We start from the raw sequence: 24,032 nt of genomic DNA, 5'->3' as shown, positions 1-24,032 counted from the left end.
CGGGCGGGAGCACCTCCGCCCCGCCGCCGCCTCAAAGCTTCGAGGATATGATCCCGGTGGCGAAACCGCCAAAACGCAACTCTCCGAACAGGCGCTGGTATTCGATCTTGGGACAGCGGTTCTGGATCACCGTGACACCGCGTGCTTCAGCCGTTGCGGCGGCTTCGGCATGTTCCACACCAATCTGCATCCAGATGGTTTGCAGCTCAGGAAATGCCTCCAGCGCCTCGTCCGCAATGGGCGGCACCGCCTCTGAGCGGCGGAAGATATCGACCATGTCCACCGGGACGTCTATTTCAGAAAGACTGGCCCGCACCGTTTCGCCAAACAGCATCTTGCCTGCATGGCCGGGGTTCACCGGAATCACCCGGTAACCCTTGAGCCCCAGATAGCGCGCAACGTAATAGCTGGGGCGCACCGGGTTCATCGACACGCCGACCACCGCCACCACTTTGGTCCGTTGCAGGATCGTTTTCAGATGCTCATCGCTGTATTCTGTCATGGCCCGCACCCTAGCTGCGGCGCCCGCTCTCGCAAAGCCGGATTCGCTGCCCGGCAAACAAAAAAGCGCCCGGACGAACCGGGCGCTAGGTATGGAACGAGGGACAGTGAAAAAGATCTGCGGTGGTTCCACTCCGCAGTCCCTATTGAATATGGGCCACAGTCTGGAAAATAAAAGAGCACCTCTCGCAATCGTGAGGTGACAGGCTATTTCCTTAGAACCGCAGGCCAATGCGCGCGGCCGTCCGCAATCATCTGCACGGTGTCCGCCTGCCACAGATGGTGGACACCGCGGTTGTTCAGAAGAAACAGCTCTCCGTCCACGATGGCCCAGATTCGCGGGTTTCCATCATGAAGCCGCCCCTGCGACATCGCATAGGCGCAGTAGCCGCCAAAGGCCGGCGCATAGGCCCGCGGATTGGCCTCGAACTGCGCCTGATTGCGGGCTGATGCAAACCGCCAGACAACGCCCTTCCACATCACCGCATGGCCGCGCCGTCCGGGTTCTGCCGTGCCATGTTCGAAAAACGCAACCGCATCATACCCGCCGATAGCAACGCCCGCACGGGAAGAGAAAACAGAAGCATCAGCCCGCGCCCTATCCGGCAGGGACACAAACATCACCGCAACGGCCATCAGGACCAGACGCAAGGCCACATTGCACTCCATTCACTTCTTGCAACAGACTTCCGACTCTGCCGCACCGCCGTGCTCTTGCAAAGACGGCATACGCAGATGTGATCAGCCCGTGACGGCCGGCACCGCGGCCCTACCGGGCGATGGAGGCGTAAAGCGCGATGGCCGCTGCATTGGAGACATTGAGCGAGCCAAAACCGCCCGCGGCGTCAATCTTAACCAGCCCGTCAACAGTTTCTTTGGTCTTCTGGCGCAGGCCCGGGCCTTCGGCGCCCAGAACCAGTGCTACCGGCAGGTGCTTTTTGCCGTCCAGTGCGGTCTCAATGGTGTCCTCCGCCTCGCCGTCCAGGCCCAGTACGACAAAGCCCATGTTCTGCAGTTCAGCGATGGTATCAGCAAGGTTGCGCATCCGCAGATAGGGCTGGCGTTCCAGCGCGCCGCTGGCGGTCTTGGCCAGCGCCCCGGTTTCCGGTGCCGAATGGTGGCGGGTGCCGATTACCGCACTGGCGCCCAGCACCTCGGCCGAGCGCAGGATGGCGCCGACGTTATGCGGATCCGTCACCCGGTCCAGCAACAGCACCCGCGGCGCCTCGCGGCCGATGCAATTGTCGGCCAGCCCGCCCCAGTTCAAGGGCTTCACTTCCAGTGCGGCACCCTGATGCACCGACTGTGCGTCAATCGGAGGGTTGAACTTGCGCGGGTCGATCACCTCGGCCTCGACGCCCGAGGCTGCGATGGCGTCCGCCAGTTTCACTTCGGCGTTCATGGTCACCATCAGGCGCAGTTTCTCGCGCTGGGGATTCATCAGCGCATCGCGCACCGCATGCAGCCCGAACAGCCACACGGTTTCTGCCGAGGCGGCCTTTTTGGACTGTTCTTTTGCGACGACCCATTTGGGCTTCTTGGTCATTTTGCTCTCCGGCAGAAAGAATTTTCAAGGCGTGCTGAAAACTTGCGTTTTTCCGGTTGACGCCCCTTTGGCCTGCTTGTAATCACGCCTCCACATCAGGTGCAACATGCAACTGACAGTGGGCGACAGGCCGCAAGGTGTGGCAGGGGACTGTAACTCCCTCGCGGAGACGCACGCCTGGTTCGATTCCAGGGTCGCCCACCATCTTCTCTTCTATTCAGACCGGACGATGGTGGCTCAGCTGCAGACCGGATGGGCTGCGCGCCGCTCCTGTGCTGTCCGGCGCAGCAAAAAACCCGCGTGAAGTTCGCGGGCTTTCCGTTTGATTTGAAATGGGAATGCGCCAGTCAGGCGGTTTCAGAAACGGCCTGTTCCGCCCAGGCAACCAGCGCGTCCAGATCCGGTCCTGCCTCCACGGCCATACCGTCGGCAAAGGTCTGGAACGGCTCCACATTCATCTGGTTTACGCCGGAAATCACCGGAATGCCCAATGCCAGCGCCTCGCCGATTATGGGCCGCATGCCGCGCCCGTCGGCCTCGTGCTTGCCGAATTTATTGACGATCATCAGCTGCGGTGCCGGGTCCGTTTGCAGCGTGGCAGAGACCTGCCCGACCGCCTGTTCCAACGCTTCCGGGTTCAGGCGGCAGCCGCGGGCGCCCGCGCCCAGGGATTGCGAAATCCGGATGGTTTCGCCTGAAGGCAGCACCCGCACATCCATGTCGCACAGTTCCTTGTCGTAGCATTCGACATTGGTCTGCACGATGCCGGCCAGGCGGATGCCCTTGGCCTGCAGCCGTTCGGCAAGCTCGCTCAGCAAACGGTCAGTGGCACCGCGTTCTTGGGTCATCACATAGGCCAGGTGCATCGGTCATTCTCTCCAGTCTCGTCTCAGTTCATAGGTGGTCATGCAGCGGGCGGGGTCAACCCCTACCACGGCAACGGGCTGTAGCCGATGACCGGGGTGTGCAGGATCAGCAGGGCCAGAAACACCGCGCCCGCCAGCCCGGCCTCAGCCGCAGAGGGGCGCAGGCGGGCCAGGTTCAGCCGCGCGGTATTGCGGCTGAGGCGGGTCCATTCGCCCTGCCCCATCCGCCGCTGTGTGCGCCGGTCGATCAATGCCATGCCGGTCCAGGCAAAGCCGCCAAACAGGCCAAACAGGATCACATGTGCCAAATCGCCATTGGCCAGCAGATGCGCCCCGGCCCAGAGCGCCATGGCCGCAAGCAAAGGGTGGCGGCTGACACCCAGAATGCCGGGATCAGCCGGATCAAAGGCCCGCAGCCCCAGGCCGCCAAAGCTGAACGGGTTCTGCCGCATCATGCCCGCCACCGCCAGCAGGCAGGCCAGCGGCATCAGCAGAAGCGGCGCCCAGCGGAAGATGTCCCAATAGGGCAGCACGCCGACATAAGGCGCCCGTGCCGCCGCCACGACCAGCCAGGCCAGGATTGCCAGCGACAGCAGGCTGTAGGCGATGATGTAGCCGCGCTGGCCCAGGCGGCCCACCAGCCAGGGCCGCACCGGCGGGCGCACCGGGATTGCGTGGCTGGCCAGAAACAGCATCAGCGCGGCGGTGAATTCTAGCCAGCCCATCGGGGTCTCTCCTGCTTTAGATCAGTCTGTCATGCAGCTATAGGCGGGCGGACAGCGCAGAACGTTGCCCCAGATCAAAAAAGGGCGCCGCTGGGGCGCCCTTCTCACTTCGCGGCAGCCTGGCTTACAGCCCCAGCGCCTTGCGCCTCTCCTCGGCAAAGCCCTGCACCATGCGGTCGGCGATCAAGGCGAGGATCGCCATCGCCGCCCCGGCGGAGATGCCAAGCCCCACATCCGCCTGCCCCAGCGCCAGATAGATCGACTGGCCCAGGCCGGTGGTGCCGATCAGCGCCGCAATCACCAGCATTGCAAAGGCATAGAGGATGGTCTGGTTCAGACCCAGCAGGATCGACGGCGCCGCATAAGGCGCCCGGATATCCTTGAGCATCTGCCATGTGGTGGCACCTGAGGCTGTTGCGGCTTCTATCATCTCCTCTGGTGTCGAGACCAGCCCGTGCCGGGTGTAGCGGATCATCGGCACGATGGCATAGGCAATAATCGCCAGGAAGGCCGAGAACTCGCCGATCTGGAACACCATCAGCACCGGGATCAGGAAGACAAACAGCGGGATCGTCTGCAGCATGTCGCAGATGGGCCGCACCAGCCGCCAGAGACCGGGCGACACCGCCGAGGCAAGCCCGATCGCGCCGCCCATTATCGCGCAGGCAAAGACAGCCGCACCCGACAAATACAGCGACAGCAACGCCCGTTCCCACAGGCCGGAGACCAGAATGGTGCCCAGCAGTAAAACCGTCATGATGGCCAGACCGCGCCCGCCGGCAACCCAGGCCAGCGCGCCTGCACCGATCAGCACAAAGGGCCAGGGCAGCTGCGAAATACCCGTCTCCAGCATGCCGACGGCAATCAGCAGCATCACGCCCAGCGCCACCTGCCCGCGCAATGCAAAGACCAGACCGGCAGCCGCACCCGCCGCAAACACCCCCAGGCTCATCGCCGGGGTCCAGGAGAAACCCCAGGTGAAGGGCAGCACCGCCTGATCCAGCCCGATCCGCAACGGCAGCAGCACGTAGAACAGCACGTTGTTTTTGAACGCTGTCAGCGCATCGGCATTGGCAGTGGTAAAGGCCGACAGCCCCCTGTCGACGCTGTCCGCGACCGGGTTGAACAGCGCATAGGCGCCGGGTTGCTGAATGTAGCCCCAAAACACGGCGCTGGCTGCGGCGCCCACGGCCAGAATGCCCCAGGCGATGCGCGGATCATGCTTTTCGCGCCGCTCTTCGGTCAGGGTGCCGCTCATCCGGTCGATTAGGATAGCAAAGACCACAATCACCGAGCCGGCCAGCAGGCTTTGACCGAACTGCGCCTTGCGCATGGTCAAGAGGACCTCCCATCCGATGTCGTCAAAGCCGCCGATTACTGCTGCGATAATCACCATCGACAGCGCCGCCATCAGGCATTGATTGACGCCCACCATGATCTGCTGCCCGGCCGAGGGGATCTCGCATTGAAACAGCTGCTGCAGCCGGGTGCCGCCGGCCATGATGGCAGCCTCTTTGATCTCCGGCTCGACCCGCTCCAGTCCCAAAAGCACATTGCGCGCCATTGGCGGCGCGGCATAGATGGCCGAGGCGATGAGGCCGACAACCGGGCCAAAGCCGAACAGCACCAGCAAGGGCGTAAGATAGGCAAAGGTCGGCACCGTCTGCATGATGTCCAGCAGCGCCTGCACCGGTTTGCGGACGCGCGGGTATTCATTGGCCAGGATGCCGATGCCGCCGCCGATGATCAGCGCCAGCGGTACTGATACAGCGACCAGCGCCAGCGTGTTCATGCTTTCGGGCCAGTACCCCGACGCCAGCACAAACCCGAGACCCACAAGGGCCATCAGCGCCATCCGCACCCCGCCTAGGATCCAGGCCAGCGCCGTGGTGGCGCAGATGACCAGCGGCCAGGGCGTGTTGCTCAGCACATAATTCGCCGCTTCCATCGGATAGAACATCAGCACCGAAAAACCACGCGCAGTGGGTTTGATCAGCGCCAGCAGCCACTCCATCACCGCGCCGGCCCAATCGGTTGCGGGCAGCATCCAGGCGGCAGGGAATTTAACCAGCCACGGCAGGCTGCTTTCCAGCAGAAGGCACAGGGCGCCCGCCGCCGCCGCGATCAGCGCCGCCACGGATCCTTTTGTCAGAACCGCCATTACCCCTGCTCCACCTGCAGCGCCGCCGCCAGATTTGCCGGGTTCACTACCCCAACCACGTTGCCTTCGGGAGAGCGCACCGGCACCGGCTCGTACATTTCCATGCAGCGCGCCAGGGCCGCGTCCAACGTCATGTCCTGGCGCAGGCCGGGATCATCGGCGCCATAGGCCAGCTCCGCGCCGGTCTCCATCACCGAGGCCACACGGGCGTGCCGGCCCTTGGCCACATCCTTGGAGAACTCGCGCACGTAATCATCCGCCGGACGCAGCACGATATCGGCGGGGGTGCCGATCTGCACAATCCTGCCGTCCCGCATAATGGCGATACGGTCGGCCAGTTTCAGCGCCTCGTTGATGTCATGGGTGATAAAGACGATGGTGGTTTTCAGCTTGGCCTGAATTTCAAGAAACTCATCCTGCAGCTGCCGCCGGATCAGCGGGTCCAGCGCCGAGAACGGCTCGTCCAGGAACCAGACCGAGCAATCCGCCACCAATGAGCGGGCAATGCCGACACGCTGGCGCTGGCCGCCGGACAGTTCGCGCGGATAATGGTTTTCACGTCCGCGCAGGCCGACCAGATTGATCACCTCTTCCGCCTTGGCCTGACGTTGCTTTTTCTTCACCCCCTGCACCCGCAAGGGATAGGCGACGTTTTCGGCCACCGTCATATGCGGGAACAGGCCGAAATGCTGGAACACCATGCCCAGCTTCTTGCGGCGCAGTTCGATCAGCCGTTTGGGGCTGGCCTCAACGATATTTTCGCCGTCGATGCGGATTTCGCCGCCGGTTGCGTGCAGCAGATGCGAAATGCAGCGGATCAGGGTTGATTTGCCGGACCCCGAAAGCCCCATGATCACAAACAGCTCGCCCTCCTGGACTTGGAAGGACACATTCTGAACCGCCGGGATCAACCCCTTGCGGCGCAGCTCTCCGGCGGCGTCATGCGGCGAGTGATGGTTTGCCAGCACCTCTTTCAAGGCCCTGCCTGCGTCATTGCCAAACACCTGCCAGACATTCTGGCAGGTGATGGCCGGCGTGTTCGTGCCAGTTTCAGAGCCACTCACTGGGCGCGGCTCACTTGATGGCGGCGTCGACAACCGGGCGCCATTTGCCCTCGTTTTCGGCCATCCATTCGGCGACAACTTCCTCGACCTTGCCGCCGTCCACATCGACCGCGCCCATCATCGGCTGCTGGTCTTCCACTGCCAGAGTGTAGTTCGACAAGATCTCATAGGCAGCGGGCCAGGTTTCTTCAGTGCCGGACCAGGCTGCTTTGAAGATGCGCGAGGGCGAGAAGTCGCAGTCATTCACCGCATTCGGGTTCGGACCCCAGGCCGGATCCGAGAAACAGGCCTCCTCACCCGCAGGCAGGTCGACGAATTGCACATCATAAGCCGACATCGCCCAATGCGGCTGCCAGAAGGTGACCAGCAGCGGTGTCTTGCGCTCGGTCGCGGCGCGCAGTTCGACAATCAATGCGGCCTCGGAACCCGCAGGCACCGCCTTGAACGGCAGGTCCAGCCCGGTCATACGGTCGGCGCCCGGCGTGCCCCAGTCGGCGGGGTAATCCACCAGGCGGCCATTGGGCAGTGTTTCCGCGGTGGCGAACTGCATCGCGCAGTCCTTCAGCGCCTCCCAGGCCGGCAGGCCGGGACACAGCTCGGCCACATGGGCCGGATAGGCGATGCCTTCGCGCGCGTTCAGCTCCAGATCGCCGAGTTCAACAACAGTGCCCTCGTCGATCTTCTTGGCGTATTCATCCGAGACGTTCGAGGACCAGATTTCCAGCGTCGCGTGGATGTCGCCGTCAGCAATCGCCTGGAACTGGTTCATCATCCCGGCCGAGACAAATTCCACCTCATAGCCCGCGGCCTTCAGCATCCCGGCGGCAATATGGGTGGTCACATGCTGGCCGGTCCATTCGTTCACAGCCAGCTTGATCGGTTTGCTGGTATCACCAAGTTCCGCCGCCGAAGCAAAGCCCGCGGCAACCGTCATTGATGCGGCGCTCAGCGCCAGCGCATATCCTTTGAAGTTCATTATTCTACTCCCTGTCAGTGTTCTTGCGCCGCCGATTGTCCGGCTTGGCGCGTCCTTTTTGGAACCCGGCGGTTCATGGCGTCTGCCTGGCCTTGCGGCTGGTCTTGTTCTTGTCAGCAAGCACCCATGGTCCAAGTGTGGCCGGGGATAATGCAAGTATTGGAACATATTACGACTGTTTGTCGAGCGATTGCGGCATAAACTGTGAAAAATTTTGATTGATGGTTCAAGTTTCTGTCCAATCGGACAAGTTCCGGAATCACCCTGCCCCGCGCGGCAAACGCCCGCACCCGGCATAGCGCGGCCGGGACCCCGGCTTCAAGACCTGCCCCTCACGCAAAGACAGCGCCCCCGCCTGGGGCGGGAGCGCCGAAATCGAAACCCGGACCTTGCGGGTCAGGATCGGCCTTTGCCGGTGGCTTCCTCGATAACGGGCATCCATTTGGCCCGGTTCACCGCAAGCCAGCCGCGGGCGGCGCCCTGCACGGTTTCGCCGCGGACATCCACCAGGCCGATCAGCGGCTGCTGGTCCCAAATGCTCAGCTGATAGTTCTTCAGGATCTCGTAGGCTGCGGGCCAGCGGTCTTTCAGGCCCTTCCAGGCCGCCTTCATCACCCCGCCGCGGGCAAAATCGCAGTCGCCGGTGGCCTTGGGGTTCGGCCCCCAGGAGGGATCGGTGTAACAGGCCGGTTCCGGCTTTGGCAGGCGTACAAACTGCAGCGCATAGGACGACATTGCCCAATGCGGCGCCCAGAAGGTCGAGATAACCGGGCGTTTTTCCTTGTAGGCTTTCTGAAACTCCTCGATCATCGCCGCCTCGGATTCAGCCGCAACCACGTCAAACGGCAGATCCAGCGCCCGGATCCGGTCCGCCCCGGGCGAGCCCCATGAGGCCGGGTAAGCCAGGTAAATGCCGCGCTTGCCCTTGCCGTCTTTGGAAAAGATGCCCGCACAATCGCGCAGGGCTTCCCAGTTGGGCAGGCCCGGGCACATCTGCGCCACATAGGGCGGGAACACCACGCCGTTGCGGGCATCCAGGCCCAAGTCGCCCAGCTCCTCCACACTGCCTTCATCGCGGGCCGCAAAGTAATCCGCCGGGGTGCTGCTGGTCCAGATTTCCACCATTGCATGCACGTCGCCGCTGGCGATGTCGTCATACATAATGCCCTGATCGGCTTCGACGTATTCGACGGAATAGCCCGCTTCCTCCAGCATGCCGCCCGCGATATAGGTCGACAGTTGCTGGCCGGTCCAGTTGTTCAGGGACAGCCGGATCGACGTTCCGGTATCCCCCATATCGGCTGCTTCGGCGGCCCCCGAAACCGCCAGCGCCGCCAAAGCGGCGGCAAACGCTTTGAATTTCATTGGCGTCACTCCCGTACTGCCAGTATTTCCAAGTTCCGCGCCCCCGGGCACGGCTCTGGTTCCGGCATAGCAGGCGGGAGTTGACAAAGATTAATACGCGGCCGGATGCGGCAGTGCTTTGGCTGGTAAAAAACCTAAAACTTGCCTCAAGTGCGGACTGCGCACGTCAGCCGCTATGACCGGTCAGCCGGTCTTGCGCGCCACCAGCAGGACCGGATCATAGGTCAGCGGCAGTTTGCCGCCACTGCCGAAACGCTGCCGGTAAGCACTTTCAAAGTCCTGCAGCCGCCTGCGGCTCCAGCTTTGCTGGGCGTGGCCGTTGACACCGGTCAGGCGCAGGTGTTTCAGCAGCTCCAGCGCGGTATCGAATTCCAGCACGGCAGGGCGTTGCTCGATGGCCAGAATCTCCAGGTCTTGCGGCAGCACGGACGGCCACTCCCCGGCATCCAGGTAGCTGGGCGCCGCGGCGGATGACCCCAGCGCCGCCAGTTCGCGGAACTGGCCCCGGCCAAAGCCGGACAGCGCCAGCCAGCCGCCGGGCTTCAGCCGCGCCGCCAGCCGGGCGGACAAGGCCGGCAGATCCGGGATCCACTGCACGGTCGAGGCTGAGGCAATCAGGTCCAGCTGCTGCGGCAGCGGCAGGGCCTCGACCGGGCCGCCCTCAAACCGGGACTGCGCCGGGGCTGCGCTGCCCAGTGCCTGCAGCACCTGCGCCGCCTCTGGCACCAGGTCATTCAGCAACAGGCTGCCGGCCGTGAACCGCTGCAGCAGGTGCCGGGTCAGATGACCGGTGCCGCAGCCGAACTCCAATACCGCCCCGAACCGGCGGGGCGCGCCCTGCGCTTGCAGCAGACCTGCAAGCTGCGCCGCAATATCCGCCTGCACAGAGGCGGTGCCGTGATAGCTGTTCAGCCCGCGGCGGAAGCTTTGGCGCACGCGGGTCTGATCCAGCTGAGGCGGCAGCGTGTCTTTCACTGGAACAGCTCCTCCCACTGCGAGAAGCGGCCAAAGGGGGCGTGCGGCGCGTCGATCTGTGTCACGTTCTGCCCCGCCCAGGCGCGTGCCAGATTGGCGGGCGGAAAGATCTTGTCGCCGGAGCTGATCCAGACCTTGTCAAAGCGCATCTGCGGCGCGTCGCCGCGCTGCTCTACCGCCAGCAGCTCAGCCCGGCGCGCAGGCACATCCAGCGGTTCTGCCTCTTGCGGGGCACCGAATACACGGGTCAGAAAGTCCTGGTAGCTTTCCAGGCTCAGCGTTTCCATTGTTCTGCGGAAGACCGCAGGAGGAATACCGGCGCCGCGGTTCACCGGCTGCAGGCTGCCGTTCACCGCCGCCTTGCGCTGGAACACCACATCCGCCCGTCCCTGCTGCCAGTGGGCATAAGAAGCCACACCAAAGGACCAGGCCAAGACGCTGACCCGGCTGTAACCGGACAGATCCGGCAGCTCTGCGTTCAAATCGGTATAATCGCCGGCAAACAGAATGTCCTGCGGACCGTCCAGATGCCAGAACACCTCCGGCCCCACAGCCCAGCCGCCGAAGACCACGATGGCCTCGGCTGCATTGTTCTGCTTGATCCAGCGGAACTCCATTGCTTACAGCTCCCGCGCCAGCCGCAGCATGCCCGCGGTGATCCGGCTCAGCTGATCCGGGGACGTGATGAACGGCGGCATGGTATAGATGTTCTTGCCAAAGGGACGCAGGAACACGCCCATATCATGGGCACGGGCGTGGGCCTCATCCGCGGACACCGCGTGTTTCATCTCGATGACGCCAATGGCGCCCAGAACCCGCACATCCGCCACATTGGGCAGATCGCGCACCGGTGCCAGTTCTGACTGCATCTGCTCTGCAATCCCCGAGACCGTGCCACGCCAGTCCTGCCCGGTCAGCAGATCCAGCGAGGCCTTGGCCGCCGCACAGGCCAGAGGATTGGCCATATAGGTCGGCCCATGCATGAAAATACCCGGGTTGCCGCCGCCCACACCCTCGGCGACGCGGTCGTTCGTCATGGTGCAGGCAAAGGAGATATGGCCGCCGGTCAGCCCCTTGCCGAGACAGATGATATCCGGTTCCACTTCGCAGAACCCGGTTGCAAGCAGTTCGCCGGTACGGCCGAAACCAGTCGCGATCTCATCAAAAATCAGCAGGATGCCCAGTTCATCGCACAAGGCACGGGCCTGGTTCAGGTATTCCGGGTGATAGAAATACATGCCGCCGGTGCCCTGCACCACGGGCTCCAGAATAAAGGCGGCGATCTTCTGCGCATTGGCTTCCAGCACTGCCCGCAGCTCGCCCAGGCCGTTCTGCGCCGGATCGTCGATCCAGTCCTCATGAATGCGGATGGGCGGGCGGGAGACGAAATGCTGCACGCTCAGCGCGCCCTGGAACAGGTGGTGCATACCGGTGTCCGGGTCGCAGACGCTCATCGCCTTCCAGGTGTCGCCGTGATAGCCGGAGCGGATGGTGGCGAACTCCTTGCGCGCGGGCTGGCCAATGGCGTGCTGGTACTGCACCGCCATCTTCATCGCCACCTCAACCGAGACCGAGCCGCTGTCGCAGTAGAAGATCCGCGTCAGGCTGTCGGGCGTGATCTCCAGCAGCTTGCGGCCCAGGTCGATGGCCGGATCGTGCGTCAGCCCGCCGAACATCACATGCGGCAGGGTGTCGAGCTGGTCGTGGATGGCCGATGTGATCGCCGGGTGCCTGTGGCCATGCATCATGCACCACCACGAGGACATAGCGTCGATCAGCCGGGTGCCATCGTCGAGCGTGATGTGGACGCCCTCGCTTTCCTTCACCACAAAAGTCGGACCGGGTTTGGCCACATTGGTATAGGGATGCCAGAGGTGCTGCTGGTCGAATTCCAGCTGGGTGAGGCCGGATGCGCTCATACCAAAGCCTCCGTGATCAGGTCTACCCGGATACTGGCCTGAAAGGCCACGGCCAAAGCGTCAGAGGTCAGCTCGCCCAGTACCGGCAGACGGCCCAGATGCGCCACCTGACCGAACTGGCAGATGGTTTCTTCCACCCCAGGCTCCGCATCGCCGATAAAGGCCACGCCCACCACCGAGCAGCCCGCATCGCGCAGCGCCTTCAGCGACAACAGCGTGTGGTTGATCGTGCCCAGCTGGGTCCGCGCACAGAGGATCACCGGCGCGCGCCAGCGGGCAAACAGGTCGAGATACAGAACCTCACGGTTCAGCGGCACCATCAGACCGCCGGCGCCTTCGGCGACCAGCACGCCATCGGCCTCAGGCAGGGGCAACGCGTCCGGGTCGATCTCCACGCCCTCAGCCTCTGCCGACAGATGCGGCGAGGCTGGCAGTTGCAGAAGATACCCTTCAGGCAGCGCCGGGCGGCCTGACAAGCGCGCAACAATCTGGCTGTCGGTCTCCTCCTCCAGCCCCGATTGCACCGGCTTCCAATAGGTGGCGCCCAGCGCCTGCACCAGGCCGGCCGAGAAGATGGTCTTGCCGATGCCGGTATCTGTTCCGGTGACGATCAGCGCGCTCATGGGTTTGTCTCCATTTCCCGGGCGAGGTCTTGGAACATCCGGGTGGCGACCTCTGCCCCCGTGTTCAGCGTGATTGACAACCGCAGCCGCGAGGTGCCGCGCGGCACCGTCGGCGGGCGGATACCGCGAATGTCATAGCCGCGGGTTTGCATCGCGGCGGCCAGCTCCATGGTGCGCTTGTCGTCACCGATCACCACCGGCAGGATCTGGCTTTGGAAACCGTCCAGCCCGCAGAGGCGTTTGGCCTCGCCTTGGGCATGGGTGATCCCCTGCCACGCTTGTTCGCGGCGGCCCGTGTTCTGCTGCAGTTCCTGCAAAGCTGCCCGCACCAAAGCCGCATTCAAGGGCGACGGAGCGGTCGCAAAGATAAAGCCGCGCGCCTTGTTGATCAGCGTCTCGGTCAGCACCTTCTGGCCGCAGATCAAAGCGCCGGAAGCACCCAGCGCCTTGCCGCAGGTGTGCAGGCTCAGGACGTTTGGCCGGTGGGCAATGCCGTGTGCCAGCCCGCGGCCCAGATCACCGAACACACCTGTGGAATGCGCCTCATCCACCACCAGCACCGCGCCGTCCGCATCACACAGCGCCATCAGCGCATCCAGCGGCGCCAGGTCGCCATCCATGGAGTAGACCGCCTCAACCGCGACCCAGACCTGGCCGGTGCCACCAGCAGCGCGCCAGTCCGTCAGCACCCGGGAAGCGTCTTCCGCATCGCCATGGGCAAAGCTGCGGGTCTCTGCCCGGCCCAGCCGCATCCCGTCATGGGTGCTGGCATGGATCAACGCATCATAAAGCACCAGATCGCCCTGCTGCGGCAGGGTCGAAAAGATCGCCTGATTGGCAGTGAAGCCGCCACCCATGAACAGCGCCGCCTCGGTTCCAAAGAACGCCGCCGCCTCAGCTTCCAACTGCTGATGCTCTGCGTCATTGCCGCGCAGCAGGCGCGAACCGCCTGCCCCGACCGGCACACCGCGCGCCAGCGCGTCTGCGGCGGCAGCGCGCAGCACATCGCTGCCCGCCAGCCCAAGATAGTCGTTGGAGGCAAAGTCATGCCCGACCCGCGGCATCAGCTGCCGGTAACGCCCGCGATTGCGCAGCGCTTCCAACGATGTCTCATGCCTCGGGAAGGCCCCCGCCATCAGCGGCTGCCGTCACATCCCACCGCCATTGCGGTGATGCCCAGACGGTCGAACAGCTGCTGGTCTTTGTCCTCTTCCGGGTTGTCGGCGGTCAGCAGCGTGTCACCCACAAAGATCGAGTTGGCCCCGGCAAAGAAGCACATCGCCTGCATCTCGTCCGACATGTCGGTGCGGCCTGCGGACAGGCGCACATGCGATTTCGGCATCAGAATGCGGGCCAGCGCCACCGAACGGACGAATTCGATCGGGTCCAGCTTTTCCACATCCGCCAGCGGCGTGTCGGCAATCGGGATCAGCATGTTCACGGGCACCGAGTCGGGATGCACCTCCAGCGTCGCCAGCGCCAGCATCATGTCGATGCGGTCCAGCTGCTGCTCGCCCATGCCGACGATGCCGCCGGAGCAGACTTTGATGCCCGCTTCGCGCACCCGGTTCAGGGTGTCGATCCGGTCGGCAAAGGTGCGGGTGGTGATGATCTCGGAGTAATACCGCTCCGACGTGTCGATGTTGTGGTTGTAATAATCCAGCCCGGCATCGCGCAGACGGAACACCTGGTCTTCCTCCAGCATGCCCAAGGTCATGCAGGTCTCCATCCCAAGATCCTTGACCCCCTGCACCATCGCCTCAAGTGCGGCCATGTCGCGGTCCTTGGGCGAGCGCCAGGCCGCCCCCATGCAATAGCGCGTGGCGCCGCCTTCCTTGGCTTTCCTGGCTTCGGCAATCACCCGCTGCACTTCGATCAGCTTGGAGGCCGACAGCTGCGCGCCGTTGCGGGCCGACTGCGAGCAATAGGCGCAATCCTCGGCGCAGCCGCCGGTCTTGATGCTGAGAAGCTTGGATTTCTGCACCTGATTGGGATCGAAATACTGCCGGTGCACAGAGTGCGCCTGAAACAGCAAGTCCATGAAAGGCTTGTTGTAAATCGCTTCCGCTTCTTCGCGGGTCCAGTCGGTGCGGATGGGTGCAGCGTCCAGCATGCTGTCTCCTGTTCTCGTATACCAGTTGGCCATACGCGGATGGCGTTGCGGATTTTTATAGATAATTTCACCACCCTCGATCAAGCATCAAAGCTGCGCTGCAGCGATTTGACCCGCTTTTGCGTCCATAGCGCCAGTATCAATCTGATTTTAATGCCAAAAAATAATCTACAAAGATTCCGGTTGACGCGAACCCTATGCCTCCCATACCCCTAAAGCCACGCAGGGGAGTCCCGCCCAAGGGACTGAGAGGCGTCAAGGTGCGGGCAACCCGGGCCGGCGGCGCGACCCTTTGAACCTGACCCAGTTGATACTGGCGTAGGAAGCAAGGACGCGCCTTTTGTCCCCGTGTCCCCGCGGGGACAGCCGTTTGAAACAGGCGCATTCCGGTAAAGCAGGCCTCTTTTGCCTGCCGGTTTCCCAGCCAAAACTCATCTGGTGTCTTTTCTGAGTTTTCGGCTTTGAGGAGCACCAAAATGAACGTCCCCAACCCCAAGATCACCACGGGCGCCCTGCCCGCGTCGCGCAAGATCTATGTCGCAGGCGAAGTCCATAAGGACATCCGCGTGCCGATGCGGGAAATCGCCACCCACCCCACGGCGGGCGAGGCACCGCTGCCGGTCTATGACAGCTCCGGCCCCTATACCGACCCGGATGTTCTGACCGACATCCGCCAGGGCCTGCCGCAGTTGCGCCGCGACTGGATCGAGGCGCGCGGCGACGTTGAGGAATACCAGGGCCGCGATGTGACACCTGCGGACAACGGCTTTGTCGCGGGCGATCGGCTGACGCCCGAATTCCCGGTGAAACCCGCTCCGCTGCGCGCCAAGGACGGCAAGGCGGTGACCCAGCTGGCCTATGCCCGCGCCGGGATCATCACGCCCGAGATGGAATTCATCGCCATCCGCGAAAACCAGCTGCGCAAATTGTCCCCTTGCCACCGCGATGGCAACGACTTTGGTGCCAATATCCCCGATTACGTGACGCCGGAGTTTGTCCGCGATGAAATCGCCGCCGGCCGCGCCATCATCCCCGCCAACATCAACCACCCGGAAATCGAGCCGATGATCATCGGGCGCAATTTCCTGGTCAAGATCAACGCAAATATGGGCACCTCTGCCGTCACGTCCTCGATGGAGGAAGAAGTGGACAAACTGGTCTGGTCGATCCGCTGGGGCGCTGACACGGTGATGGATCTGTCGACGGGCCGCAACATCCACAACACCCGCGAATGGATCATCCGCAACAGCCCTGTGCCAATCGGCACCGTGCCGATGTATCAGGCGCTGGAGAAGGTGAACGGCATCGCCGAAGACCTGACCTGGGAAGTGTTCCGCGACACCCTGATTGAGCAGGCAGAGCAAGGCGTCGATTACTTCACCATCCACGCAGGCGTGCGGCTGCACATGGTGCCGATGACCGTGGAACGGGTAACGGGGATCGTCTCGCGCGGCGGCTCGATCATGGCCAAGTGGTGCCTGCATCACCACAAGGAGTCGTTCCTGTACGAGCATTTCGAGGAAATCTGCGACATCTGCCGCCAGTATGATGTGTCCTTCTCGCTGGGTGACGGGTTGCGCCCCGGCTCCATCGCTGATGCCAATGACGAAGCGCAGTTTGCCGAGCTGGAGACCCTGGGCGAGCTGACCAAGATCGCCTGGGCCAAGGATTGCCAGGTGATGATCGAAGGGCCGGGCCATGTCGCCATGCACAAGATCAAGGAGAACATGGACAAGCAGCTGGAATGCTGCCACGAGGCGCCGTTCTACACGCTTGGGCCGCTGACCACCGACATTGCGCCGGGCTATGACCACATCACCAGCGGCATCGGTGCCGCCATGATCGGCTGGTTCGGCTGTGCGATGCTGTGCTACGTGACGCCCAAAGAACACCTCGGCCTGCCCGACCGCGACGACGTCAAGGTGGGTGTGATCACCTATAAGATCGCCGCCCATGCGGCCGATCTCGCCAAGGGTCTGCCGGGTGCGCAGCGCCGCGATGATGCGCTGTCACGCGCGCGGTTCGAATTCCGCTGGGAGGACCAGTTCAACCTGTCTCTGGACCCGGACACCGCGCGCGAGTTCCACGACCAGACCCTGCCGAAAGAGGCGCATAAGGTGGCGCATTTCTGCTCCATGTGCGGGCCCAAGTTCTGCTCGATGCGGATCAGCCATGACATCCGCGCCGAGGCGCAGAAGGAAGGCATGGAGGCGATGGCCGCCAAGTTCCGCGAGGGCGGCGAGCTGTATGTGCCTGCGCCCGACGAAGCTGGGAAAGCGGCGGAACCGGCGGAATGATCACCATCGCAGGCGCAGGCCTTGCCGGCCTCGCCTGCGCCTATGAGCTGGCGCAGCGCGGGGCCAAGGTCACGGTCTATGAACGGGGGAATACCCCCGGGGACAGCAGCGTCGCGCGCTTTGCCGGCGGCATGCTGGCGCCCTGGTGCGAACGCGAAAGCGCCGAGGAGCAAGTGATAACTCTCGGCAGCCGCGCCTTCGGCTGGTGGGCCAGGGTCACCCCGGTGCACAGGCGCGGCACGCTGGTGGTGGCGCCGGCCCGGGACCGGGCAGAACTTACCCGTTTTGCCCGCCGCACCACAGGCCACCGGGGGGTTGACGGGGCAGAGATCACCGGGCTGGAGCCCGCGCTGGAGGGGCGGTTTTCGCAAGGATTGTTCTTTGATGGCGAGGCCCACCTGGATCCGCGCCGCGCCTTGCGGGACCTCAGCGCCAAGGTACAGGCGATGGGGGTGGACATCCGCTATGGCACCCCTGCCCCGGCCGGCGTCACGCTGGATTGCACCGGCATCGCCGCCCCGCTGCCCGGCCTGCGCCCGGTGCGCGGCGAGATGGCGATCCTGCATTGCCCCGAGGTGCAGATCAGCCGCACCCTGCGGCTGCTGCACCCGCGGATGCCACTGTATCTTGTGCCCCGCGGGGACGGGCATTTCATGATCGGCGGCACCATGATCGAAAGCAGCTCGGACCGGGCCATCACCCTGCGCTCACTCAGCGAACTGCTGAATGCCGCCTTTACCCTGCACCCCGCATTCGCCGAGGCCAGCGTGGCAGAGACCGGCGCAGGCCTGCGCCCGGCCTATCCCGACAACCTGCCGCGGCTGATCGAACAGGACGGCACGCTCTACCTCAACGGGCTTTACCGCCACGGCTTTCTGCTGGCGCCCGCAATGGCGCAGCAAGCCGCGGACCAACTGTTACCGGAGACCACAGATGAAAATCATCGTGAACGCCAGACCGCATGACGTATCCGCAACCGACCTCCAGTCTGCGCTGCATGAGCTGGGCTTTGCCTGCTCCTCGGTTGCGACCGCGCTGAACGGCCGTTTTGTGCCCCGCAGCAACCGGGACAGCGTACAGCTGACTGAGGGCGACCAACTGGAAGTCCTGGCACCGATGCAAGGAGGCTGAGATGCAATTCTACGGAACAGAGATTGGTTCACGCCTGCTGCTGGGCACTGCGCAATACCCTTCGCCTGCCGTGCTGGCGGAGGCCGTGAAATCCAGCGGCACCGGGATCATCACCGTCAGCTTGCGCCGCGAAACCGCTGATGGCACGGGCGCCGGGTTTTGGGAGACCTTGCGCGAAACCGGCTGCCGGATCCTGCCCAACACTGCCGGCTGCCATTCGGTGCAGGAGGCGGTGACCACGGCGCATATGGCGCGGGAGCTGTTTGATACCCCATGGATAAAGCTGGAGGTGATCGGCCATTCCGACACCCTGCAGCCGGACGTATTCGGGCTGGTTGAGGCAGCGCGGATCCTGAGCAATGAGGGCTTTCAGGTCTTTCCCTACACCACCGATGATCTGGTGGTGGGCGAGCGGTTGCTGGCGGCGGGTTGCGAGGTTCTGATGCCCTGGGGGGCGCCGATCGGCTCGGGCCAGGGGTTGCGCAACCCGGATGCCTTGCGGGCGATGCGGGCGCATTTTCCCGGCGTGCCGCTGATTGTGGATGCCGGCATCGGGCGGCCCTCGGATGCGGCACAGGCGATGGAGCTGGGCATGGATGCGGTGCTGCTGAATACAGCCGTGGCCAAGGCCGGCGGCCCGGCAGCGATGGCCGCGGCCATGGCGCTGGCAATTGAGGCCGGGCGCGCGGGCTATGAGGCCGACCCGATGGAGCGGCGTGACATGGCGGTGCCCTCAACCCCTGTACTTGGCTTGGCGGAGTTTGCCTGATGGAACGTTTCTACCTGATCACAGGCCACGTCGGCCGCCTGGAACTGCTGGTGCCCCAAGGGGCCAAGCTGGTGCAACTGCGCATCAAGGACGAACCTGAGACTGAGGTGCAGCGCCAGATTGCCCGGGCGCGGGATTTCTGCGCAGTGCATGACACGCAGCTGGTGGTGAATGACTATTGGCAGGCAGCGCTGGATCTGAACTGCAACTTTGTGCACCTGGGGCAGGAAGACATGGACACGGCGGATTTCGCTGCGCTGCGCCGCAAGGGCGTCCGCATTGGCCTGTCCACCCATGACGAAAGCGAGCTGGAGCGCGCGCTGTCGTTGGGGCCGGAATATGTGGCGCTGGGGCCGGTTTATCCGACGCTGCTGAAGAAGATGAAGTGGGACCCGCAGGGGCTGGAGCGGGTGACGCGCTGGAAACAGATGGCCGGGGATACGCCGCTGGTGGCGATTGGCGGCCTGACGCCCGAGCGGTTGCCCGGGGTGTTTGCTGCCGGTGCGGACAGCGCTGCGGTGGTGACAGACATCCAACTGGCTGATGATCCCGAAGCGCGCACCCGCGAATGGGTGGCGGCCTGCCGGCGCAAGGCGGCAGCATGAGCCGCTACGCCCGCCAGATGATCCTGCCGGAGGTCGGTGCCGCGGGGCAGGAACGGCTGGCCCGATCGCACGTTCTGATTGTGGGCGCCGGGGGTCTCGGCAGTCCGGTGCTGCAGTATCTCGGCGGCGCAGGCGTGGGGTGCATCACCGTGATGGACGGCGATAAGGTGGAAGAAAGCAACCTGCACCGACAGGTCCTTTATACTATGGGCGACCTTGGCCAGCCCAAGGCAGCGGCCGCCCGGCGGCACTTGCTGGCAGCCAATCCGTCTCTGCACGTGACAGCGCGGGTTGACTGCCTGGATGCGGCCAATGCGGCCGCGATGGTGGATGCGGCGGATCTGGTGGTGGATGCGGCGGATAGTTTTGCGGTGTCCTATATCCTTTCGGATACATGCCGGGCGCAGGGCAAGATGCTAATCTCGGCCTCGGCGCTGGGGCAGTCGGGCTATGCCGGGGGATTTTGCGGCGGCGGGCCATCCTTGCGTGCTGTATTCCCGGACCTGCCCGCGCAGGCGGCGACCTGTGCAACTGCAGGCGTGATGGGGCCGGCCGTTGGCATGATCGGTGCGCTTCAGGCACAGCTGGCACTGAAGTCCCTGCTGGATCACCAGCCGTCCCCGCGGGGACAGTTGTTTGTTTTCCGGCTCCAGGACCTGCAGGTCAGCAGCTTCTGCTTTGATGAGGCGGAAGAACCGGCGGACGCCCTGCCCTTTGTCGCGGCCTCGCATATCACTGCGGCGGATACGGTGATCGAACTGCGCGATGCCGCTGAGGCGCCCGGATTGCCGGCGTTCCAGGCCCGCCGGATTGCCCGCGCCGATCTGCTGGCGGCAGAGCTGCCGCGCAAGGGGCGTATCGTGCTGTGCTGCCGCACCGGCCTGCGCGCCTGGGGCGCGGCCTCGGATCTGAAGGCTGCGGGCTTTGGCGACCTCGCCCTGCTGGCGGCTGGCGGCAGCGCATGACCGCGATCCTGGCGATTGGCGGAACCGACAGCAGCGGCGGCGCCGGCCTCACCCGCGATACAGCCATGGCTGCAGAGTTCGGGGTGACGCTGCGCCCGGTGGTGACGGCTGTGACGGTGCAGACCGATGCGGCGGTCCTGGCCATTCACCCCTGCACGCCGCAAGCCGTTGCAGACCAGGCGCAGGCAGCTTTGGCCGCATTGCCTGCACCCGCGGCAGCCAAGATCGGAATGCTGGGGTCTGCCGCAGCGGCCAGCGCGGTTGACGCGGCCCTGCCCCGGGAGATGCCTATCGTGCTGGATCCGGTTCTGAAAGCAAGTTCCGGCGGCAGGCTGATGGCGGCAGACGGCTTTGGCGCATTGCTGCAGCGGGCGGCCTTAGTCACCCCGAACCTGGCAGAGCTGGAAGTGCTTTCCGGCTCAGCCGGCAGCATCGAGACGCAGGCGGCGCAGCTGCTGGCACAGGGGGTGCAGGCGGTGCTGGTCAAGGGCGGCCATGGCACCGGAGCTGAAAGCACTGATGTGCTGTTTACCGCCGGTGGCTCGGTAACACCTTTTGCCGCGGCGCGGCTGCCGGGTTCCAAACGCGGCACGGGATGCAGCCTGGCCACCGCAATCGCCTGCTGCCTGGCCAGGGGAGAGACTCTGCCGGAGGCCTGCCGCCTGGGCAAAGCCGCCGTCCGCCGCTGGCTTGGCCGCTGAAGCCTGGCAGGTCGCTGACAGACGGTTTTGCGGCTGGTTCGGAACGGAGCCGCCGGACACAGTTTTTTAGTCTGGCAAGCGTGCCTTAACTGCCAGCACCGGAAACCAGCCGCATGACCGACATCACCGCCCTTACCGCCGAGGACATGGCCGCCAGGCTGCGCAGCCGCAGCCTGAGTGCCCGCGAGGTTCTGGCCGCGCATAAGGCGCAGACCGAGGCGCGCAACAGCACTGTCAACGCCTTTGTCACCCTGGACTGGGACGCGGCAGAGGCGCGCGCCGCAGAACTGGACGCGATGGCGGCATCGGGCGCATTTGCCGGTCCGCTGCACGGCCTGCCGGTTGCCATCAAGGATTGCTTTGAGACCAAGGGCTTGCGCACCACCTGGGGGTCCAGGAGCTTTGAAGCCCATGTGCCGGGTTATGATGCCCATCACGTAGCCCGCCTGCGCGCGGCAGGCGCAGTGATCACCGGCAAAAGCAACACGCCTGAGTTCACCTTTTCCGGCCAGACCAGCAATCTGCTGGCCGGCACCACCCGCAACCCGCTGAACCCGGAAAAGACAGTGGCCGGCAGCTCCGGCGGCGCGGCGGCGGCGCTGGCGGCAAACATGGTGGCGCTGGCCGATGGCTCGGATCTGGGCGGCAGCACCCGCACCCCCGCCGCCTGGTGCGGTGTCGTGGGCTACCGGCCGACCCCGGGCCTTATCCCCTATGACCCGAACCCGGCGCCGTTTGACGGGCTGTCGGTGCCCAGTCCGATGGCGCGGAGCGTGCGCGATCTGGTGCTGATGCTGGAAGCCATGCAGGGCAATACACCCCGCCAGCCGCTGGGCTTCTGGCAGGACCTGCCGCGGCTTGCCGGCCTGGAAGAGGCGCCGCCCCGCAGCGCAGGCAGGGTTGCCCTGTCGCTGTCCCCTTTTGGCGCCTGCGTTGACGCGTCGGTGCAGGCAGCAATTGCCCCGGCGGAGGCTCTGTGCCGGGGCCTCGGCTGGCAGGTCGCGGCGGACGCCCCCGGTCTGGCGCCGCTTTTGGCGCATGGCGGTATCATCCGCGGCCAATGCGCGCTGCAGATCCAAACGCAGCTGCAGCCGGACATGGCACTGGCAGGCGAGAGTTTCCGCACCGCCTGCGCCCAGGCCGAAGGACGCAGCCTGGCCGAGCTGATCGCCTACCAGAAGACCCGCGCCGCGGTTTGGGCGGATGTCACCAGCTTTTTCGAGCGCTACGACTTTGCCCTCTGGCCCACGGCCACGGGGATGCCCTTCTCTGCCGGCCTGCGTGACGGCGAACTGACCGAAGACTGGCGCACCGTGACGCTTACCCCGCCGCTGGAGCTGCCTTCCATTTCGATCCCCTTTGGCACCTCGTCGGACGGAATGCCTGCCGGGCTGCATATCACCGGCCCCAAGGGCTCGGATGCGCGGCTGCTGCAATTCGCCCGCAGTATTGAACGTTCGGGCCGGACCTGAGCCACTGGCAATAAATGCAGGAGGGCAAGCCGTTTCATTGCAATCACGGCAAATTTCACGCTGCCTTGTCTGAGGGAACAGCGGCCGTTCACACAGGCCGCAGTGAAAGAGAAATGGGCGGTAACCGAAGTCTAAAACAACCTCCTGGCCATCGTGCTCACCGGTGACTTCCTGTCGGAGGGTCAAGCCGGATTCACCCCCCAAACCGCAGCCAAGTGCCAGGGCGATATCACCGGTGATCTTACGGTCGTTTCCAGTGCTGGGGCCTTGCTGGCAAGCGAGGTACGCAAGTCATGATCCAGCCCTTCCGTAAGAAGCCCGAAATTGAACAGCGCAGCCTGCAAACAGGCCTGACGCCGCAACACATCGGCATGCGCCGCCGCAACCTTGTCTCGGATGGCTCAGCGGCTCTGTCAGCCACGGTTCAGGTAAACACCAGCCTTCTAACTGAAGGTGCTGCTCCGAGTGCCTAAGACGAATTTTGTCGGTCTTTGGTCGAAGCCGGCATAGGTCAAGTTCAATGGCCCTAAGAGCAATCTACAACGTCACACCTAAGCCTTTGAAAAGATGGTGCCCCCACACGGATGTTGTGTTCCCGTTACAGGCACTGCTTCAGCCGGTAGCCCCAGCGAAACAAGGGCTATCCGAGGTTGCGGGTGCAGGTCAACAGGCGCGGCGTGGTCTACGCTGTGGTCTACGGTTCTGTCTCCCTCTTATCTGTGATCCTTCGACCAATCTCGCTGGCCCTGCGGTGAGCGCGGTCACCCCATAGGGGGGAAACCACAGTTGCGCATATATGTGTGGGCCGCTCAGATTTCTGACCCTTGAAGTATTCCAACTTGTCTAGGCGGCTTGAAGGACGTGTTCGAAGACTTCACCCGTCGGTGGATCGGGGGTTCCTCCGCGAACAACATCTTGCACCGATGCGCCCCAAGGGGAGCTGAGGCAGTATCTGTTGGCGGCCTGGGCGATGGTGCAGTAGGCATGGCTTCGCCGCCAGAAAAGGTGCTTCTCGACGGGGTTCGGTTTGACGAGATGAGGGTTCGTCAGGACCTTGCGCAGTTTGGGGTGCTCACCGTTTCGGGCCATCTGGACCAGCCCTTCTATGTAGCCAAGCCGCCTGGAAGGTGGCAGGGAATAGAGGGTCTCAGCGAGACGCATCGCCAGATCAAAGACCTCAGCTTGCTCGCGCCGAACGCTAGGGCTGTAGGCCGCATTGGCGGGGATTTCTTGCCTGTATTTCTTTCGGTGTTGTGCT

23 protein-coding genes, 1 tRNA gene and 1 riboswitch are annotated in these 24,032 nt (G+C 64.0%); of the genes, 9 read left to right on the top strand and 15 right to left on the bottom strand.

Annotated features, from left to right (window positions below):
• Positions 1–31: 31 nt before the first annotated feature.
• The 3 genes from ETW23_RS06235 to rlmB all read right to left on the bottom strand — a co-directional run bounded on the left by ETW23_RS06235 (position 32) and on the right by rlmB (position 2,047).
• Positions 32–502 carry a CoA-binding protein gene (locus tag ETW23_RS06235; RefSeq protein ID WP_134829480.1) on the bottom strand — a complete coding sequence of 157 codons (471 nt, stop codon included), beginning with the start codon at positions 500–502 and terminating at the stop codon, positions 32–34.
• A gap of 206 nt (positions 503–708) precedes the next feature.
• The gene (locus ETW23_RS06230; protein ID WP_254695160.1) at positions 709–1,158 is read right to left on the bottom strand and encodes a YHS domain-containing (seleno)protein; all 450 of its coding nucleotides are present in this window, start codon (positions 1,156–1,158) and stop codon (positions 709–711) included.
• A 112-nt stretch (positions 1,159–1,270) separates the two neighbouring features.
• Positions 1,271–2,047, bottom strand: coding sequence for a 23S rRNA (guanosine(2251)-2'-O)-methyltransferase RlmB (rlmB, locus tag ETW23_RS06225; protein WP_129371513.1), 777 nt, complete (start codon positions 2,045–2,047; stop codon positions 1,271–1,273).
• A gap of 120 nt (positions 2,048–2,167) precedes the next feature.
• On the opposite strand from rlmB, the gene ETW23_RS25075 reads away from it, so the two are divergent.
• A tRNA-Tyr gene (locus ETW23_RS25075) sits at positions 2,168–2,251 on the top strand.
• A gap of 143 nt (positions 2,252–2,394) precedes the next feature.
• On the opposite strand, the gene ETW23_RS06220 is transcribed toward ETW23_RS25075, so the two are convergent.
• The 12 genes from ETW23_RS06220 to bioB all read right to left on the bottom strand — a co-directional run bounded on the left by ETW23_RS06220 (position 2,395) and on the right by bioB (position 14,834).
• Complete coding sequence (locus ETW23_RS06220; protein WP_129371514.1) at positions 2,395–2,913, bottom strand: DUF2478 domain-containing protein; 519 nt, start codon at positions 2,911–2,913, stop codon at positions 2,395–2,397.
• A gap of 62 nt (positions 2,914–2,975) precedes the next feature.
• Entirely contained in the window at positions 2,976–3,638 is a 663-nt protein-coding gene (locus tag ETW23_RS06215) for an NnrU family protein (RefSeq protein WP_134829478.1), read from the bottom strand.
• Between the two features lie 124 nt (positions 3,639–3,762).
• On the bottom strand, positions 3,763–5,799 hold the full coding sequence (locus tag ETW23_RS06210) for a proline/glycine betaine ABC transporter permease (RefSeq protein WP_134829477.1): 2,037 nt from the start codon (positions 5,797–5,799) through the stop codon (positions 3,763–3,765).
• Complete coding sequence (locus ETW23_RS06205; protein ID WP_254695159.1) at positions 5,799–6,863, bottom strand: glycine betaine/L-proline ABC transporter ATP-binding protein; 1,065 nt, start codon at positions 6,861–6,863, stop codon at positions 5,799–5,801. The genes ETW23_RS06210 and ETW23_RS06205 overlap by 1 nt, the downstream gene beginning before the upstream one ends.
• A 10-nt stretch (positions 6,864–6,873) precedes the next feature.
• A complete protein-coding gene (locus ETW23_RS06200; RefSeq protein ID WP_129371518.1) occupies positions 6,874–7,839 on the bottom strand; it encodes an ABC transporter substrate-binding protein in 966 nt (321 codons plus the stop codon).
• Positions 7,840–8,235: 396 nt separating this feature from the next.
• Positions 8,236–9,204, bottom strand: a complete 969-nt coding sequence (locus tag ETW23_RS06195) for an ABC transporter substrate-binding protein (protein ID WP_134829475.1) — start codon at positions 9,202–9,204, stop codon at positions 8,236–8,238.
• A 183-nt stretch (positions 9,205–9,387) separates the two neighbouring features.
• Positions 9,388–10,179, bottom strand: a complete 792-nt coding sequence (locus ETW23_RS06190; RefSeq protein WP_134829474.1) for a methyltransferase domain-containing protein — start codon at positions 10,177–10,179, stop codon at positions 9,388–9,390.
• Positions 10,176–10,796 (bottom strand): pimeloyl-ACP methyl esterase BioG family protein, encoded by a 621-nt coding sequence (locus tag ETW23_RS06185; protein ID WP_134829473.1) that lies wholly within the window; start codon positions 10,794–10,796, stop codon positions 10,176–10,178. Before ETW23_RS06185 ends, ETW23_RS06190 begins: the two co-directional genes overlap by 4 nt.
• Positions 10,797–10,799: 3 nt before the next feature.
• On the bottom strand, positions 10,800–12,098 hold the full coding sequence (bioA, locus tag ETW23_RS06180; protein ID WP_134829472.1) for an adenosylmethionine--8-amino-7-oxononanoate transaminase: 1,299 nt from the start codon (positions 12,096–12,098) through the stop codon (positions 10,800–10,802).
• Positions 12,095–12,721, bottom strand: a complete 627-nt coding sequence (gene bioD, locus ETW23_RS06175; protein ID WP_134829471.1) for a dethiobiotin synthase — start codon at positions 12,719–12,721, stop codon at positions 12,095–12,097. Before bioD ends, bioA begins: the two co-directional genes overlap by 4 nt.
• A complete protein-coding gene (locus tag ETW23_RS06170) occupies positions 12,718–13,857 on the bottom strand; it encodes an 8-amino-7-oxononanoate synthase (RefSeq protein WP_134829470.1) in 1,140 nt (379 codons plus the stop codon). The genes bioD and ETW23_RS06170 overlap by 4 nt, the downstream gene beginning before the upstream one ends.
• Positions 13,857–14,834, bottom strand: coding sequence for a biotin synthase BioB (gene bioB, locus ETW23_RS06165; protein ID WP_129371525.1), 978 nt, complete (start codon positions 14,832–14,834; stop codon positions 13,857–13,859). The genes ETW23_RS06170 and bioB overlap by 1 nt, the downstream gene beginning before the upstream one ends.
• 214 nt (positions 14,835–15,048) lie before the next feature.
• A riboswitch (TPP riboswitch) is annotated at positions 15,049–15,176 on the top strand.
• Between the two features lie 134 nt (positions 15,177–15,310).
• Between bioB and thiC the strand changes: the two genes are divergently transcribed.
• The 8 genes from thiC (at position 15,311) to ETW23_RS06125 (ending at position 22,774) form a co-directional block, all read left to right on the top strand.
• Positions 15,311–17,131, top strand: a complete 1,821-nt coding sequence (thiC, locus tag ETW23_RS06160; RefSeq protein ID WP_134829469.1) for a phosphomethylpyrimidine synthase ThiC — start codon at positions 15,311–15,313, stop codon at positions 17,129–17,131.
• Complete coding sequence (locus ETW23_RS06155) at positions 17,128–18,096, top strand: FAD-dependent oxidoreductase (RefSeq protein WP_134829468.1); 969 nt, start codon at positions 17,128–17,130, stop codon at positions 18,094–18,096. Before thiC ends, ETW23_RS06155 begins: the two co-directional genes overlap by 4 nt.
• A complete protein-coding gene (gene thiS, locus ETW23_RS06150) occupies positions 18,065–18,262 on the top strand; it encodes a sulfur carrier protein ThiS (RefSeq protein WP_134829467.1) in 198 nt (65 codons plus the stop codon). The genes ETW23_RS06155 and thiS overlap by 32 nt, the downstream gene beginning before the upstream one ends.
• A gap of 1 nt (position 18,263) precedes the next feature.
• A complete protein-coding gene (locus ETW23_RS06145; protein ID WP_134829466.1) occupies positions 18,264–19,031 on the top strand; it encodes a thiazole synthase in 768 nt (255 codons plus the stop codon).
• Positions 19,031–19,636, top strand: a complete 606-nt coding sequence (locus tag ETW23_RS06140; protein WP_134829465.1) for a thiamine phosphate synthase — start codon at positions 19,031–19,033, stop codon at positions 19,634–19,636. The genes ETW23_RS06145 and ETW23_RS06140 overlap by 1 nt, the downstream gene beginning before the upstream one ends.
• Positions 19,633–20,601 (top strand): HesA/MoeB/ThiF family protein, encoded by a 969-nt coding sequence (locus ETW23_RS06135; protein ID WP_134829464.1) that lies wholly within the window; start codon positions 19,633–19,635, stop codon positions 20,599–20,601. The genes ETW23_RS06140 and ETW23_RS06135 overlap by 4 nt, the downstream gene beginning before the upstream one ends.
• Entirely contained in the window at positions 20,598–21,302 is a 705-nt protein-coding gene (locus ETW23_RS06130; RefSeq protein ID WP_134829463.1) for a PfkB family carbohydrate kinase, read from the top strand. Before ETW23_RS06135 ends, ETW23_RS06130 begins: the two co-directional genes overlap by 4 nt.
• A gap of 113 nt (positions 21,303–21,415) precedes the next feature.
• The gene (locus ETW23_RS06125; protein WP_134829462.1) at positions 21,416–22,774 is read left to right on the top strand and encodes an amidase; all 1,359 of its coding nucleotides are present in this window, start codon (positions 21,416–21,418) and stop codon (positions 22,772–22,774) included.
• Positions 22,775–24,032 lie beyond the last annotated feature (1,258 nt).

Origin of the sequence: Leisingera sp. NJS201, from assembly GCF_004535885.1 — a bacterium.
Taxonomy (GTDB): domain Bacteria; phylum Pseudomonadota; class Alphaproteobacteria; order Rhodobacterales; family Rhodobacteraceae; genus Leisingera.
This window is presented reverse-complemented; position numbering and strand designations above follow the sequence as displayed.